The following is a 14,333-nucleotide window of genomic DNA, read 5'->3' on the forward strand; positions in this document are numbered from 1 at the left end:
ACCATGGAACTCACCACCGTCTGGTTCGCGCTCATCGCGATCCTGTGGATGGGCTACTTCGCCCTCGAGGGCTTCGACTTCGGCGTCGGCATGCTCCTGCCCGTCCTCGGCCGCGACGACCGTCGTCGCCGGGTCCTGATCAACACCATCGGCCCGGTCTGGGACGGCAACGAGGTCTGGCTGCTCGTCGCCGGCGGCGCGACCTTCGCCGCCTTCCCCGAGTGGTACGCCACCCTGTTCAGCGGCTTCTACCTGCCGCTGCTGCTGATCCTCGTCGCCCTGATCGTCCGGGGCCTGGCCTTCGAGTACCGCCACAAGCGCGACGACACCGCCTGGAAGGGCCGCTGGGACGCCGCGATCATCGTCGGCTCGGTCGTGCCGGCCTTCCTGTGGGGCGTGGCCTTCGCCAACATCCTGCGCGGGGTGGCGATCGACGCCGACCTGGAGTACGTCGGCGGGTTCTTCGAGCTGCTCAACCCCTACGCGCTGCTCGGCGGCGCGATGACGCTGCTGCTCTTCCTCACCCACGGGGCGGTCTTCGTCTCCCTGAAGACCGACGGCCCGATCCGCCTGGAGGCGCGGGCGCTCGCCGCCCGGACCGGCGTCGCGGCCGCCGCGGTCACGGTCGCGTTCCTGGCCTGGACCCAGCTCGAGACGGGCACCGGCGCCTCGCTCGTGGCCTTCGGCGCCGCCGCCGTCGCGCTGGTCGCCGGCCTGGTGGCGCTGGGCGCGGCCCGCGAGGGCTGGGCCTTCGTCGGCACCTTCGTCGCCATCGCGCTCGGCGTGGCCGGGCTGTTCCTGGCGCTCTTCCCCGACGTGATGCCCACGACGCTGGCCGACGGCACGAGCCTGACGACCACGAACGCCGCGGCGACGGCGTACACGCTCAAGATCATGACGGTGGTCGCCGCGATCTTCACGCCGCTGGTCCTGCTCTACCAGGCCTGGACCTACTGGGTCTTCCGGAAGCGGATCTCCGAGCACCACATCCCCGAGCCGGTCCTCGCCGGGCAGGGCTCGTGAGGCCCAGCGACCCGCGCCTGCGCCGCCAGCTGGCCCCCGCCCGGGGGCCGCTGGGCGGCGTGCTGGCCGCGGGCCTGCTCGGTGCGGTGCTGGTGGTCGCCCAGGCCTGGACGGTGACCGGCCTCGTCGTCGCCGTCGTGCGCCAGGAGCCGCTGCAGGGCTGGGCGCTCGCCGTCGCCGCCGTCCTCGGTCTCCGCGCGCTCACCGGATGGACCGGCGACGTGCTCGCTGCCCGCGCCGCGGCGCACGTGGGCACCCACCTGCGCCGCCAGGTGGTCGGCGCGCTCCTGCGGCGCGGCACCGCCGAGCCCGGCGACGCCGTCCTGCTCACCCGCGGGGTCTCGGCCGCCGAGCCGTACCTCACCCGCTACCTGCCGGCCGTCGTCCTCGCCGGCGTCCTGCCCCTGCTCACCCTGGCCGTCATCGCCACCCAGGACCTGCTCTCCGCCGTCATCGTCGGCGCCACCCTGCCGCTCGTGCCGGTCTTCGGCGCTCTCGTCGGCCTGGCCACCCGCGACAAGGCCGAGGAGCAGTGGCGAGCCATGTCCACGCTCTCGGGCCACTTCCTCGACGTGGTCCGCGGGCTGCCGACGCTGGTCGCCTACCGCCGCGCCCGCGCCCAGTCGCGCACCATCGGCGCCGTCACCGACCGGTACCGCCGGGCCTCCCTCGGCACCCTCCGCCTCGCCTTCGCGTCCTCGGCGGTGCTCGAGCTGGTCGCCACCCTCTCGGTCGCCCTGGTCGCCGTCACCGTCGGCGTCCGCCTCGCCGAGGGCGGGCTGGACCTGCCCACCGCGCTGCTCGTCCTGCTCCTCGCCCCCGAGGCGTACTGGCCGCTGCGCCGGGTCGGTGCGGAGTTCCACGCCGCCGCCGAGGGCGTCGCGACGTTCGAGGCCGTCGACGCGCTGGTCTCCGCCGCTCCCCCCGTCGAGCAGGCCGGCCGGCCCGCGCAGACCGGGCAACCGGGCACCGGGGACCTGGAGCTGGTCGACCTCACCGTGACCCACGCCGGCCGGACCGCGCCGACGGTCTCCGCGCTCAGCGCGACGCTCCCCGCCCGCGGCGTCACGGTCGTCACCGGCCCCTCGGGCTGCGGCAAGTCCACCCTGCTCGCCACCCTCGCCGGCCTGCTGGCGCGCGACTCCGGGGCCGTCTCGGCCGGCGGCCGGCCCGTCGGCGGCCGTGCCTGGCAGGAGCGGGTCGCCTGGCTGCCGCAGCGGCCGGTGTTCGTGTCCGGCTCGCTCGCCGACAACCTCCGTCTCGGCACGCCGGAGGCCACCGACGACCAGCTGTGGTCGGCCCTGCGCCGGGTCGCGCTCGCCGAGCGCGTGCTCGCGCTGCCCGAGGGCCTGGACACCCCGCTCGGGGAGGACGGGCTGACGCTGTCCGCCGGCGAGCGCGCCCGCCTCGCCCTCGCCCGCGTCGTGGTCGCGGACCGGGCCTGGGTGCTGCTCGACGAGCCCACCGCCCACCTCGACGACCTCACCGAGCAGGTCATCGTCGACACCGTCGCCGAGCTCGGCCGCACCAGCGGGGTCGTCGTCGTCGCCCACCGGCCCGCGCTCCTCGCGGTCGCCGACCGCCGGCTGGAGATGGCCGAGCCGGCGCGGCCCGCCGAGGTGGCGCCCCGGAAGGGCCGGGACGGCGCCCCCGCGCGGACCGCCCAGCCCGTGGGCAGCCCCGCCGAGCCGGACACGGCCGGCAGCCTCTGGCCGGCCACGGTCGTCGGCGCCCTGGCCTCGGCGTCCGGCGTCGCGCTGACCGCCACCGCGGGCTGGCTGATCGTCCAGGCCTCGACGCACCCGGCCGTGCTCACCCTCATGGTCGCGGTCGTCGGGGTGCGGGCCTTCGGCCTGGCCCGGCCGGTGCTGCGGTACGCCGAGCGGTTGCGGTCCCACGACGTCGCGCTGCGGCTGCTGGCCCGCCGCCGGGTCGAGGTGTACGACGCCCTCGTGCCGCTGACGCCCGGCCGGCTGGGCCGACGCCGCGGCGACCTGCTCGCCTCGGTCGTCGACGACGTCGACGGGGTGGTCGACGCCGAGCTGCGCGTGCGGATGCCGGTGCGGCAGGCCGCCCTCGTCGTGCTGCTGGCCGGTGCGGTCGCGACCTGGCTGGCCCCCGCGGCCGGCCCCGTCGTCACGGCGGCCGCGGCACTGGCCGGCAGCACCGCCTTCCTCCTCGCCCGGCTCGGCGCCGACGGCGCGGAGCGCGCGGCGGTGGTCCACCGCGCGGCCCTGTCCGAGGCCGCCGTCGAGGTCACCTCGGTGCTGCCCGACCTGGTCATGTGGCAGGCGGGCGACCGCGCCGCCGACCGGGTCGCGGCGCTCAGCGACCGGCTCGGCCGCTCGACCGTCCGCTCGGGCGCCTGGACCGGCGCCGCCCGTGCGCTCGTCCTCGCCACGACCGGCGGCGCCCTCGTGCTCACCGCCGTCGTCGCAGGCGACGCAGTGGGGGCCGGCACGCTCTCGGGCCCGATGGCGGCCCTGCTCGTCCTCCTCCCCCTGGCGCTCGCCGACGTCCTGCTCCCGCTGGCCGACGCCGGCGCGCTGTCGTCGCGGACGGCGGCCGCGGCGGCGCGGCTGCACGGGCTCGAGCACCGGGAGCCGGCCGTCCGGGCCACCCCGGCGTCCGCCGAGCCCGACGGGCACCGCGTCGAGGCCGACGGCCTCGGCGGCGGCTGGGACGACGCGCGGTCCGGCCTGCGCGGGGTCTCCCTCGACCTGGCCCCGGGCTCTCGGGTCGGCGTGGTCGGCCCCTCGGGCTCGGGCAAGAGCACCCTGGCCGCGCTGCTGCTGCGCTACCTCGACCCGGCCGCGGGCGAGGTCCGGCTCGGCGGTGCGCGCACCACCGACGTCGCGCCCGACGACGTACGACGCCTGGTCGGCCTGGTCGACGACGACCCGCACGTCTTCGCCAGCACGCTGGTGGAGAACGTCCGCCTGGCGCGGCCCGGTGCCGACGACGCGGAGGTGGAGGACGCCCTGCGGCGGGCCCGGCTCGGCAGCTGGCTGGACGCACTGCCGGACGGCCTCGACACGTGGCTGGGCGAGGGGCACGCCCAGGTCTCCGGCGGCGAGCGGGCGCGGATCGCCGTGGCCCGGTCCCTTCTGGCCGCGCACCCCGTGCTGGTCCTCGACGAGCCGACCGCCCACCTCGACCACGCCACCGCGACCGAGCTGGCGACCGAGCTGCTGACCGGCCCCCGGGACCGCAGCCTGGTGTGGATCACCCACGACGGCAGCGGGCTCGACCTCGTCGACGCCGTCGTCGACCTCGGCGCCCGGACGCGAGGGACCGCCGGTCAGGAGAGCCGGCGGTAGTCCTGCTCGGCGACCGGGTCCCACCCGGTCCCGAGGCGGCGCCCGGTCAGCTCCCACCAGAGCGGCCGGACCACGACCGTCCGCTCCCCCGGCCCCCAGGTCCGCGGCTGTCGGCTGGCCTCCATCGCGGCCACCGCTACGGGGTCGGCCAGCTCGTCGAGCGGTCCGCGGGCGAGCACGCTCCACCCGCGCTGGTCCTCGTGGTCGATCCCGTCGACCTCGAAGGCGACCGGCACCCCCGGCTGGTCGTGCACCAGCCGGGCCGGCGCGGAGGTCGGCAGGGTCCGCTCGAGCAGGGTGCGGCAGTCCCGGAGGTCCAGCACGGTCTCCGACCTCATGGCCCCGGATGAGGCCGCATCCACCAGGCGCACGTGGACCCGTCCGCGGGTCTTTGGTCCCGCCCGGTTCGGGCCGTCCGCCCGTGGGAGGGCCGCGCTCGCCGCGGGAGCGTGGAGGCATGACAGCAACCACCGACAGCCAGGTCCCCGCCGGCAGCGTCGTCGTCGGCGTCGACGGCTCCACCCACGCCGCCGACGCGGTCGCCTGGGCCGCCGAGCAGGCCGCCCTCGAGGGACGGCGGCTCGTCCTGCTGCACGCCGCCGACGCGGTGAGCGCCACGGCCAGCCTGTGGATGGCCTCGATGGCCGTCGACCCGGGCCAGGTCCGCCACGACATCGAGGTCGCCGGCCGCGAGGTGCTGGCCGAGGCGGCCGCGGGCGTCCGCGAGGCCCGGCCCGGTCTGGAGGTGGTCGAGCTCCTGCAGCTCGTCGACCCCCGCCAGGCCCTCCTCGACGCCTCCACCGCCGCCGCCGTGGTCGTCGTCGGCTCACACGGCCGCGGTCCGGTCAGCAGCCTCCTCCTCGGCTCGGTCGGCGTCGCCGTGGCCCGGCACGCGACGAGCCCCGTCGTGGTCGTCCGCCCGACCGCGCGGGGCGTCGCCCGACGCGGCGTCGTGGTGGGCGTCGACGGCACAGCCGGTTCGCTGCCGGCGCTCGAGGCGGCGTACCGCCAGGCGTCCGAGCGCCGGCTGCCGCTCACCGTGGTGCACTGCTTCTGGGACGTCGTCGCGGCGACCGGTCCCGCGGAGGTGCTCGCGCCCACCGCTGCGGACGTCGAGGAGATCCGTCTCCTCGTCGGGGAGAGCATCAGCGGGATGGCCGAGGAGTTCCCGGACGTCCCGGTCACCGTCGAGCTCGCCCGCGGGCTCGCCGAGGAGGTGCTCGGCCGCGGCTCCGCCGCCCACGACCTGGTCGTCGTCGGTCGCCAGCAGCACGGGCCCGTCAGCGCCCTCCTGCGCGGTTCGGTCAGCACCGCCGTCCTCGAGCGCGCCGCCTGCCCCGTCCTCGTCGTCCCCGGCGCGGATTGACCCGCTCCAACCGCCGCACCACCGACCGACCCACCACCCCGGCTCCCCAAGGAGGTCACGACATGACCACGATCGCCCGCTCCCACGCCCACCGCCCCGACGTCGCGCCGCTGCAGGAGGGTCAGGTCGTCACGCCCTTCGCCCGACGCGCCCTGGCCGTCACGCGGATCGGCTTCGGCCTCACCTTCCTGTGGGCCTTCCTCGACAAGCTCCTGGCGCTCGGCTTCTCCACCGGCCGCGACGAGACCGGGGCCGTGGACCGCCTCAGCGGCGCCGCCTGGGTCAATGGCGGCAGCCCCACCGAGGGATTCCTGACCTTCGGCGCCGACGGCCCCTTCCAGAGCCTCTACCACGACATCGCCGGCGCCTGGTGGGCCGACACCCTGTTCATGGTCGGCCTCGCCGGCATCGGCCTCGCGCTCACCCTCGGCATCGGGATGCGCCTCGCGACCGCCGCCGGCGCCCTGCTCTACGTCCTGATGTGGACCGTGGTCCTGCCCCCGGAGAACAACCCGGTCCTCGACGACCACCTGCTCGGCGCCGCCACCCTGGTCGCCCTCGGGGCACTCGGCGCCGGCGACACCTGGGGCTTCGGGAGGGCCTGGGCCCGCACGTCGCTGGTCCGGCGGTTCCCGGTCCTCCGCTGACGCCGCGGCACGCCCTCGAGGAGCCCTCGGACCGCACCGGTCCGGGGGCTCAGCCGCGCACGACCGCCGGCGGCTCGACCAGCGGGACGACGGACACGCGCTCGCTGGCGTCGTGCCACTCGCGGTGGAAGTGCATCAGGGCGCGGGGCACCAACGCCCAGCACACCTCACAGGTCATGTTCTCTCGTCCCCCCGGCATGTCCTCCAGGGTAGGTGGGCGACGGCGCCGACACCCGCGGACACGAGCCGGCGCGACGGCCGTCACTCCGCACTGGTCCGGACCAGCGGCCGCACACGGCACGGGCCGGTGGCCTCCCACGCTCAGCAGGCGGCCACCGGCCCGTCGCGAGCCCTCCGAGCGGTCCAGACCGGTCGGAGGCCTCCGGGGTCCGCGTCACTCGTCCTGCGGGATCTCCTTGGCCTCGAAGTCCGAGGGCTCGTCGGCGATCATGTAGTTGGGGTCCGCCTCGATCGCCGCGACCGTGCGGCGCAGCCAGTCCTCGTCGGCGGTCTCGATCTCGCGCTCCGCGAGCTGCTCGCGCAGGTAGCCGACCAGGTCGTCGCTCTGACCGGCGTCCTTGGCGATCGACGTCGCATCGACGGCGGCCTGGAGGTCGGAGTTGTAGATGGCCATGCGTGTCGTACCTCTTCCTTGCAGGGGCGGGGGCGCGCACTCAGCGCCGGCGCAGCACCGTCACGCCGGCCCACACCACGAGGGGCAGCCCCACGACCAGCACGACGATCTCCAGCCAACCGACACCGAACACGTCGGAGCGGTGCCCGCGCGACCCACCTGGGAAACACCGGGCCGGCCGGCGCCGCTGCCCGGTGGAGGTGGGGACCGACCCGGGGGCAGCGGCGTCCCCGGGTCGGCCCACCCCCACGATGACGTGGACGTGGTCGGAGGACCAGGCCCGCGCGCGGAGCAGCACCGGGGAGCAGCAGCCGCGTCCCCTCCGTTCCGTGGTCGGAGGGGGCTCGGGTCCTGCTGCGACGGCGCCGCGTGGGGGAACCGCGTGCCGCCCGTCCCCGAGGACGCACGGCCAGCTGCCGGTGCAACGAGGACCGACGCCGAGGGCTACGACTCCCGGCCGGGACGTCGGCGAACCGGGCCGGTGGTCTGGACAGTCACGGGTCTCCCGGGGCGCCGCTCATGTGACGGCGGCGCCCCGGGACCCGCGGCCCCGCCCTCCCCATGCCTGCGGGGCAGCACCGTCCATCGTGCCCGGCCGGGTCGGCGCCGCCCACGGCCCGCCGGCCGGACCGGCATGGCCCGGACGGGCCATCCGACCCCGGTCGTCCGGTCCGCCCCGGCGAACGGGGGGACACGGACCCGGGGCGCGCGCTACCGTCGTCGGTGTCGAGCCGCTGGTGACCCGAGACTCCAGCGGCTCGACACTTCTCCTCGGCGCCGCTCGCGTCCTCAGACGCCCCACCGGTCCCGACGCAGCGCTCACAGCGGCGTCAGCTGCGCCGCCGGCAGCCACTCCTCGACCAGGCCCCACACGCCTGGCCGCAGCAGCGCGCCGTACACGACCCGCCCCTCCCAGCCGGACGGCGTCTGGCGCCACTCGACGAGCAGGCCCGGCCGACGCGCTCCCCCGCCCGACCCGTCGGCCACCCAGCAGTGGCGCGACGGAGTGGACATGGGCCGATGATAGGCCAGGATCGAACACGCGTTCGAACGGGCCGTCGGCCCGACGACGCTCAGTCGGCGTCGGCGACGTCCTCGTTGTGCGTGCCCGGCCGCGGCGCCCACGGCAGCTCTTTGGCGGGGCGCACGACGATGAGCCGGTCACCACGGGCGAGCAGGGTGACGACCGGGTCGAAGTACCGGTAGACCTTCTCGTCGCGGACCACCGCGATGACCTGGTCCGGCAGCGTCTGCGGCTGCTTGCCGACCTCGGTGACGAGCAGCTCCCGCTCGGCGACCTCGAGGCCCTCGCCGTAGGACAGCAGGTCCTCCATCACGGTGCCGAGCGGCGGCGACAGCGTGGAGAGCCCGAGCAGCCGGCCCACCGCGTCGGAGGAGGTGATCACCGAGTTGGCGCCGGACTGCTTCATCAGCGGCGCGTTCTCCTGCTCGCGCGCCGCGGCGACGATCCATGCGGTGGGGTTGAGCTGGCGGACGGTCAGGGTCGCGAGCACGTTGGAGTCGTCGCGGTCGGTGGTGATGATGACCTGGTCGGCCTCGATGACGCCGGCGCGGCGCAGCACCTCCCGCCTCGTCGCGTCGCCGGTGACGACCGCGAGGCCGTCGGCGTGCGCCTCCTGCAGCGCCAGCGGGCTGGGGTCGACGATGACGACCGACTCGCGCGCGAGCCCGTTGTTGACGAGCGTCTCGACCGCGCTGCGGCCCTTGGTGCCGTAGCCGACGACGACGACGTGGTGGTCCATGTTCTTCCTCCAACGGGCGACGCGGAACATCTCGCGGCCCTGCGAGGCGAGGACCTCGAGGGTGGTGCCGATCAGCAGCACCAGGAACGCGATGCGTGCGGGGGTGATGACGAAGGCGTTGACCAGCCGTGCCGCGTCGGTGACGGGCGCGATGTCGCCGTACCCGGTCGTCGACAGCGTGACGGTCGTGTAGTAGATCGCGTCGATCAGGCTGATCGTGTTCGTCGGGTCGTTGCCGTCGCGGTAGCCCTCGCGGTCGAGGTAGACCAGCAGCACCGTCCCGACGAGGATCGCCAGGGCGGCGAGCAACCGGCGGCCGAGCTCCCACCACGGCGAGCGCGCGCGCTCCGGCAGCGAGACCAGGCCGCGCCCGCCCGGGGCGAGGGGCTGCCCGGAGGTCGGGTCGACGTCGCTGGGCACGCGAGGAACCTACCGGTCCCGCGCACCCAGGTGACGCAGGCGGGTCATCAGCTCCAGCCGCGCACGGGTCGTCGACTTCTGGGGGAACACGGTGTCGAACGCCGCGTTGACCGCGGCGCCGATCAGGACGGCGATCGCGACGATGTAGAGCCACAGCAGCACCGCGATCGGGGCGGCGAGCGGACCGTAGATCGACTTGGAGTCCGCGGCGGTCACCGTGAGCACCCACCGCAGCACGTAGGAACCCAGGATCCAGGCCACGAGCGAGAACGTCGCGCCGGGCAGGTTGAAGCTCCAGTTCGTCCGCACCGGCACCGACACGTGGTAGAGCGTGGCGAGGAAGCAGATGCACACGATCGAGACCGCGGGCCAGTAGAACGACAGCAGGAAGTCCAGGGACTCCGGCAGGGCGTCGCGCACCAGCGACGGGCCGGCGACCATGAGCGGGATCGAGAAGACGCCCGTGACCAGCGCCAGCACGTAGAGCACGAACGACAGGGCGCGGGTCTTGATGATCCCGCGGTGCCCGCCGAGCCCGTGCATGATCGTGATGGTGTCGACGAAGACGTTGAGGGCGCGGGACCCCGACCACAGCGCCAGCACGAAGCCGAGCGAGATCACGTCGAACCGGCCGCCGCGCAGCACGTCGTTCATCGTCGGCACGATCACCCCGTCGACGGCCCGCTCGGTGAGCAGGCGGGAGGACAGGTCGACGACCGCCTGCCGCACGTCCTCGACCTGCGCCGGGCTGAACCGGTCGGTCACGTAGCCGATCGCTCCCGCCATCGCGAAGATCAGGGGCGGCACCGACAGCACGGCGAAGAACGCACCCTCCGCCGCCAGACCGGTGACCCGGTAGCGCATGCACGAGCCCACGGTCGCGACCACGAGGCGCCAGATCGTGTGCCCCACGCGCGCCAGCCAGCCGACCACGCGGTCCCGGGCACCCGGCTCCGCCCGGCCCTCCCGCCGCCCCGCCGTCCGGGGCCCGGTCGCCGGGTCCATGGTCCTACGGTATCCGCATGCGCACCGAGATCCGGGTCACCACGAACCAGGCGCCGCCACTGGTGGGTCACAACGTCGTCACGGCCGACCGGGCACTGTCCGAGGCGGTCCTCCGCCACGGTTCGCAGGAGGTCCTCGACGACCTGGTCGAGCTGGGTGCGCAGGCCGGCTCGGCCGAGGCCCGCGAGCACGGGCAGCTCGCCAACGAGCACCACCCGCGGCTCACGCCGTACGACCGCTTCGGCAACCGGATCGACGAGGTCGTCTTCCACCCGTCCTGGCACTGGCTGATGGAGCGGGCCGTCGGTCATGGGCTCGCCGCGGCCCCCTGGGAGCAGCAGGAGGCCGGCGCGCCGCACGCCCACCTGCGGCGCGCGGCCGGCTTCATGGCGTGGTCGCACACCGAGCCCGGCCACGGCTGCCCGATCTCGATGACGTACGCCGCGGTGCCGGCGCTCCGCGCCGACGACGCGCTCGCCAAGGAGTGGGCCCCGCTGCTCGCCAGCACGACCTACGACCCGGGCGTCCGCCTCGCCTCGGAGAAGCGCGGCGCGCTCGCCGGCATGGGCATGACCGAGAAGCAGGGCGGCTCGGACGTGCGGGCCAACACCACCTCGGCCCGCCCGACCGGCACCGACGGCACCTACACGCTGCACGGGCACAAGTGGTTCACCTCGGCGCCGATGAACGACGTCTTCCTCGTGCTCGCCCAGACCGACGGCGGGGTCACCTGCTTCGTCGTCCCCCGCGTCCTGCCCGACGGCACGCGCAACCAGCTCGACGTCGTACGGCTCAAGGACAAGCTCGGCAACCGGTCGAACGCCTCCTCCGAGCTCGAGCTCGACGGGACCGTCGCGCACCGCCTCGGCGACGAGGGCCGCGGTGTGCGGACGATCATCGAGATGGTGGCCGCGACCCGGCTCGACTGCGTGCTCGGGTCGGCGGGCCTGATGCGCCGCGCGGTCTCCGAGGCCTCCTGGCACGCCGCGCACCGCTCGGCGTTCGGCTCGGTGCTCGCCGAGAAGCCGCTGATGCAGAACGTCCTGGCCGACCTCGCGGTCGAGACCGAGGCCGCCACCGTCCTGGCGATGCGGCTCGCCACCGCGGTCGACCGGCTGCACGATCCGCACGAGGCGGCACTGCGCCGCATCGCCCTGCCGCTCGCGAAGTTCTGGGTCTGCAAGCGCACCCCGGCCATGGTCGGGGAGGCGCTGGAGTGCCTCGGCGGCAACGGCTACGTCGAGGAGTCGGTCATGCCGCTGCTCTACCGCGAGGCCCCGCTCAACTCCGTGTGGGAGGGCTCGGGCAACGTCAACGCCCTCGACGTGCTGCGGGCGCTCGGCCGCGAGCCGGAGGTCCTCGACGCCTGGATCACCGAGGTCGGACTGGCCCGCGGCGGCGACGCCCGTCTCGACCGCGCGATCGACGACGTGCTGGCGATGCTCGGCTCGCTCATGGGCGACCCCTCCCAGCTCGAGGTCGGCGCCCGGCGGCTGGCCGGCCGGATGGCCGCGGTGCTCCAGGGCTCGCTGCTCGTCCGCTCCGGCTCCCCCGAGGTCGCGGACGTCTTCTGCGCCTCGCGCCTGGGCGGCTCCTACGACGGCACGTACGGCGCCCTCGCCGGCGGCGACCTCCGCGCGATCGTCGAGCGGACCACCCCGGTCGTCTGAGGCGGCCGGCCCTGTGGACGACCGGAGCGGCGAGGAGCGACCTGCGACAGCCTGGGGACGTGCTGACGGAGCTGGTGACCAGGTTGGGCGGGACCGCCACGCGTGCCCAGCTGCTCACCCTCGCCACCCGGACCGACCTGGCGCGTTCGCTGGGCCGGGGCGAGGTCGTCCGCGTGGCGCGCGATCGCTACGTGCTGGCGTCGACCGACGCGGCGGTGTCCACCGCCCATGCGCTGAGCGGTGTCCTGTGCCTGACGAGCGCTGCGCTCCACCACGGGTGGGCGGTCAAGACCCTGCCGGAACGCCCGCACGTGGCCGTCGCCCGCAACCGTCGACTCTCCCCGGGGCAACGGGCTCAAGCCGAGGTGCACCGCGCCTCCCACCAGTCCGACGACCTCGCCGGGGGCGTCGCAACGAGCAAGGACGTCACGCTCGTCCAGTGCCTCCGCTCGCTGCCGTTCGACAAGGCGCTAGCCGTGGCCGACTCGGCAGCCCGGGCCGGTGACGTCGCGGCCCTCCGACGGGCGGCCCGGACGGCCCGAGGAGCGGGAGCCGCCCGGGTCCGAGCCGTCGCAGCGGCGGCGAGCGCCGAGGCCGCGAACCCGTTCGAGTCCGTGCTGCGCGCCATCGCGCTGGACGTGCCGGGGCTGACGGTCGAGCCGCAGCGCCTGATCACCTCGGTCACGCCGTGGGTGCGCCCCGACCTCGTCGACCTCCGGCTGCGCATCGTGCTGGAGGCCGACTCCTTCGAGTGGCACGGGAGCCGGGCCGCGCTGCGCCGCGACGCCCGCCGCTACAACCTGCTGGTCGCCGACGGGTGGATCGTGCTGCGGTTCTCCTGGGAGGACGTGATGCACGACCCCACCCACGTGCGGACCGTCCTCACTGCCGTGACCGCCCGACGTACCGAAGTCGCCTGCGCCGCCTGCCCGGCCGCTTGACGGTGATGCCGGAGGCACTTCGGTACGTCCGCAGGTCGACGCCCGGTCGCTCAGCCCGCGGGCGTGGTCACCCGCTCGTCGGTCGGGGCGTTGCCGCCGGTCTCCACCGGCTCGTCGTCGTCGAGCATCGTGGTCTCGTCGAAGGGGGCGTCGCCGGCCAGGACGCGGTCGAGCCGCTCGTGGTCGAGGCCGCCGGTCCAGTGGCCGACCAGCACGGTGGCGACGGCGTTGCCGGCGAAGTTGGTGAGCGCGCGCGCCTCCGACATGAACCGGTCGATGCCGACGATCAGGCCGACCCCGTCGAGGAGCTCGGGCCGGTGGGAGCTGAGCCCACCGGCGAGGGTGGCGAGGCCGGCGCCGGAGACGCCCGCGGCTCCCTTGGAGGCGATGATCATGAACAGCAGGAGGGAGATCTGCTCGCCGATCGAGAGCGGGTCGCCCAGCGCCTCGGCGATGAAGAGCGACGCCATGGTCAGGTAGATCGCGGTGCCGTCGAGGTTGAAGGAGTAGCCGGTGGGCACGACGACGCCCACCGTGGGCTTGTCGATGCCGGCGTGCTCCATCTTCGCGATCAGGCGGGGCAGCGCGGTCTCCGAGGACGACGTCGACACGATCAGCAGGAACTCCCGGCCGAGGTACTTCAGGAGCTTGAGGATGTTCACCCCGGCGAACACCCGCAGCAGGGTGCCGAGCACGAGCAGCACGAAGATCAGGCAGGTGGCGTAGAAGCCGATCATGATCACCGCCAGGCTCTTCAGCGCGTCGACGCCCGTCTCCCCCACGACGCCCGCCATCGCGCCGAACGCCCCGACCGGCGCGGCCCACATGACCATCGCGAGCACGCGGAACACGAGCTTCTGGAGGTGGCCGAAGACCGCGAGCACCGGCTCGCCGGAACGGCCCATCGCCTGGAGGGCGAACCCGACGAGCAACGCGACCAGCAGCGTCTGCAGCACCTCGCCCGAGGTCAGCGCCGAGAACAGCGAGTCGGGGATCATCCCGAGGAGGAAGTCGGTGGTCGACTCCTTCTCCCCCGCCTGCTCCTGGCCGGCGGCCGCCACCTCCTCGTCCAGGTCCAAGCCCTCGCCCGGCTTCAGCAGGTTGCCGACGACCAGGCCGATCGCCAGCGCGACCGTCGACATCGTCAGGAAGTAGCCCAGCGCGAGGCCGCCGACCTTGCCGACCCGGGCCGCGCTGGCCACGGAGCCGACGCCGATCACGATCGTCACGAAGATGACCGGCTGGATCATCATCTTGATCAGCGCGACGAACGCCTCGCCGAGGAACGCCAGCTCGGTGGCGAAGTCCGGCGCCACGAGCCCGACGACGATGCCTGCGACCACGGCCGCGATCACCGCGATGTAGAGGTAGTGCGTGCGGCTCTTCGGGGGCGCCTGGCCACCCGACCCGTCAGGTCGGTCGCTCGGAGCGGCGTCGGTGGTGGCGGACATGGCGGCTCCCGGGCTCGCGGACGGCGACCGGAGCAGGTACCCGCCTGTGATCCACCCGACACCGCGCCGGCGCCCGCCCCCGACGCGGGGCGG

General features: G+C 74.8%; 13 protein-coding genes. 6 read left to right on the forward strand and 7 right to left on the reverse strand.

What is annotated here, in order from left to right:
* Positions 1-3 precede the first annotated feature (3 nt).
* Together cydB and cydD are read left to right on the forward strand one after the other, a co-directional pair.
* Complete coding sequence (cydB, locus tag AB0N29_RS17115) at positions 4-1,023, forward strand: cytochrome d ubiquinol oxidase subunit II (protein WP_364868541.1); 1,020 nt, start codon at positions 4-6, stop codon at positions 1,021-1,023.
* Positions 1,020-4,343 (forward strand): thiol reductant ABC exporter subunit CydD, encoded by a 3,324-nt coding sequence (gene cydD / locus AB0N29_RS17120; RefSeq protein WP_364868543.1) that lies wholly within the window; start codon positions 1,020-1,022, stop codon positions 4,341-4,343. Before cydB ends, cydD begins: the two co-directional genes overlap by 4 nt.
* On the opposite strand, the gene AB0N29_RS17125 is transcribed toward cydD, so the two are convergent.
* Positions 4,325-4,681: a pyridoxamine 5'-phosphate oxidase family protein gene (locus AB0N29_RS17125; RefSeq protein ID WP_364868545.1), complete on the reverse strand. Its 357-nt coding sequence runs from the start codon at positions 4,679-4,681 to the stop codon at positions 4,325-4,327. The two genes, cydD and AB0N29_RS17125, sit on opposite strands and share 19 nt — an antisense overlap.
* A gap of 119 nt (positions 4,682-4,800) precedes the next feature.
* Between AB0N29_RS17125 and AB0N29_RS17130 the strand changes: the two genes are divergently transcribed.
* Both AB0N29_RS17130 and AB0N29_RS17135 read left to right on the forward strand, forming a co-directional pair.
* Complete coding sequence (locus AB0N29_RS17130; RefSeq protein ID WP_364868547.1) at positions 4,801-5,709, forward strand: universal stress protein; 909 nt, start codon at positions 4,801-4,803, stop codon at positions 5,707-5,709.
* 62 nt (positions 5,710-5,771) lie between these two features.
* Complete coding sequence (locus AB0N29_RS17135; RefSeq protein WP_364868549.1) at positions 5,772-6,356, forward strand: hypothetical protein; 585 nt, start codon at positions 5,772-5,774, stop codon at positions 6,354-6,356.
* A gap of 49 nt (positions 6,357-6,405) precedes the next feature.
* On the opposite strand, the gene AB0N29_RS17140 is transcribed toward AB0N29_RS17135, so the two are convergent.
* The 5 genes from AB0N29_RS17140 to AB0N29_RS17160 all read right to left on the reverse strand — a co-directional run bounded on the left by AB0N29_RS17140 (position 6,406) and on the right by AB0N29_RS17160 (position 10,178).
* The gene (locus AB0N29_RS17140; protein ID WP_302266888.1) at positions 6,406-6,555 is read right to left on the reverse strand and encodes a hypothetical protein; all 150 of its coding nucleotides are present in this window, start codon (positions 6,553-6,555) and stop codon (positions 6,406-6,408) included.
* A gap of 195 nt (positions 6,556-6,750) precedes the next feature.
* Entirely contained in the window at positions 6,751-6,990 is a 240-nt protein-coding gene (locus AB0N29_RS17145; protein ID WP_302266890.1) for a hypothetical protein, read from the reverse strand.
* A gap of 819 nt (positions 6,991-7,809) precedes the next feature.
* On the reverse strand, positions 7,810-8,004 hold the full coding sequence (locus tag AB0N29_RS17150) for a hypothetical protein (RefSeq protein ID WP_302266892.1): 195 nt from the start codon (positions 8,002-8,004) through the stop codon (positions 7,810-7,812).
* 59 nt (positions 8,005-8,063) lie between these two features.
* Entirely contained in the window at positions 8,064-9,173 is a 1,110-nt protein-coding gene (locus AB0N29_RS17155; protein WP_302266894.1) for a potassium channel family protein, read from the reverse strand.
* Between the two features lie 9 nt (positions 9,174-9,182).
* A complete protein-coding gene (locus AB0N29_RS17160) occupies positions 9,183-10,178 on the reverse strand; it encodes a YihY/virulence factor BrkB family protein (RefSeq protein ID WP_364868553.1) in 996 nt (331 codons plus the stop codon).
* 17 nt (positions 10,179-10,195) lie between these two features.
* Here AB0N29_RS17160 and AB0N29_RS17165 point away from each other — a divergent pair, with 17 nt between their 5' ends.
* A complete protein-coding gene (locus AB0N29_RS17165; protein ID WP_364868555.1) occupies positions 10,196-11,848 on the forward strand; it encodes an acyl-CoA dehydrogenase family protein in 1,653 nt (550 codons plus the stop codon).
* A 59-nt stretch (positions 11,849-11,907) separates the two neighbouring features.
* The gene (locus AB0N29_RS17170; protein WP_364868557.1) at positions 11,908-12,789 is read left to right on the forward strand and encodes a DUF559 domain-containing protein; all 882 of its coding nucleotides are present in this window, start codon (positions 11,908-11,910) and stop codon (positions 12,787-12,789) included.
* Between the two features lie 50 nt (positions 12,790-12,839).
* Here the strand turns inward: AB0N29_RS17170 and AB0N29_RS17175 are convergent, their stop codons facing one another.
* Positions 12,840-14,240 carry a cation:dicarboxylase symporter family transporter gene (locus AB0N29_RS17175; protein WP_364868559.1) on the reverse strand — a complete coding sequence of 467 codons (1,401 nt, stop codon included), beginning with the start codon at positions 14,238-14,240 and terminating at the stop codon, positions 12,840-12,842.
* Positions 14,241-14,333: the final 93 nt, after the last annotated feature.

The organism is Nocardioides sp. NPDC092400, assembly GCF_040684155.1.
GTDB lineage: Bacteria > Actinomycetota > Actinomycetes > Propionibacteriales > Nocardioidaceae > Nocardioides.

Coding starts and splice junctions, on each gene's coding strand:
- cydB (WP_364868541.1), top strand. CDS start 4: ATGGAACTCACCACCGTCTGGTTCGCGCTCATCGCGATCCTGTGGATG.
- AB0N29_RS17125 (WP_364868545.1), bottom strand. CDS start 4,681: ATGAGGTCGGAGACCGTGCTGGACCTCCGGGACTGCCGCACCCTGCTC.
- AB0N29_RS17130 (WP_364868547.1), top strand. CDS start 4,801: ATGACAGCAACCACCGACAGCCAGGTCCCCGCCGGCAGCGTCGTCGTC.
- AB0N29_RS17135 (WP_364868549.1), top strand. CDS start 5,772: ATGACCACGATCGCCCGCTCCCACGCCCACCGCCCCGACGTCGCGCCG.
- AB0N29_RS17140 (WP_302266888.1), bottom strand. CDS start 6,555: ATGCCGGGGGGACGAGAGAACATGACCTGTGAGGTGTGCTGGGCGTTG.
- AB0N29_RS17145 (WP_302266890.1), bottom strand. CDS start 6,990: ATGGCCATCTACAACTCCGACCTCCAGGCCGCCGTCGATGCGACGTCG.
- AB0N29_RS17150 (WP_302266892.1), bottom strand. CDS start 8,004: ATGTCCACTCCGTCGCGCCACTGCTGGGTGGCCGACGGGTCGGGCGGG.
- AB0N29_RS17160 (WP_364868553.1), bottom strand. CDS start 10,178: ATGGACCCGGCGACCGGGCCCCGGACGGCGGGGCGGCGGGAGGGCCGG.
- AB0N29_RS17165 (WP_364868555.1), top strand. CDS start 10,196: ATGCGCACCGAGATCCGGGTCACCACGAACCAGGCGCCGCCACTGGTG.
- AB0N29_RS17175 (WP_364868559.1), bottom strand. CDS start 14,240: ATGTCCGCCACCACCGACGCCGCTCCGAGCGACCGACCTGACGGGTCG.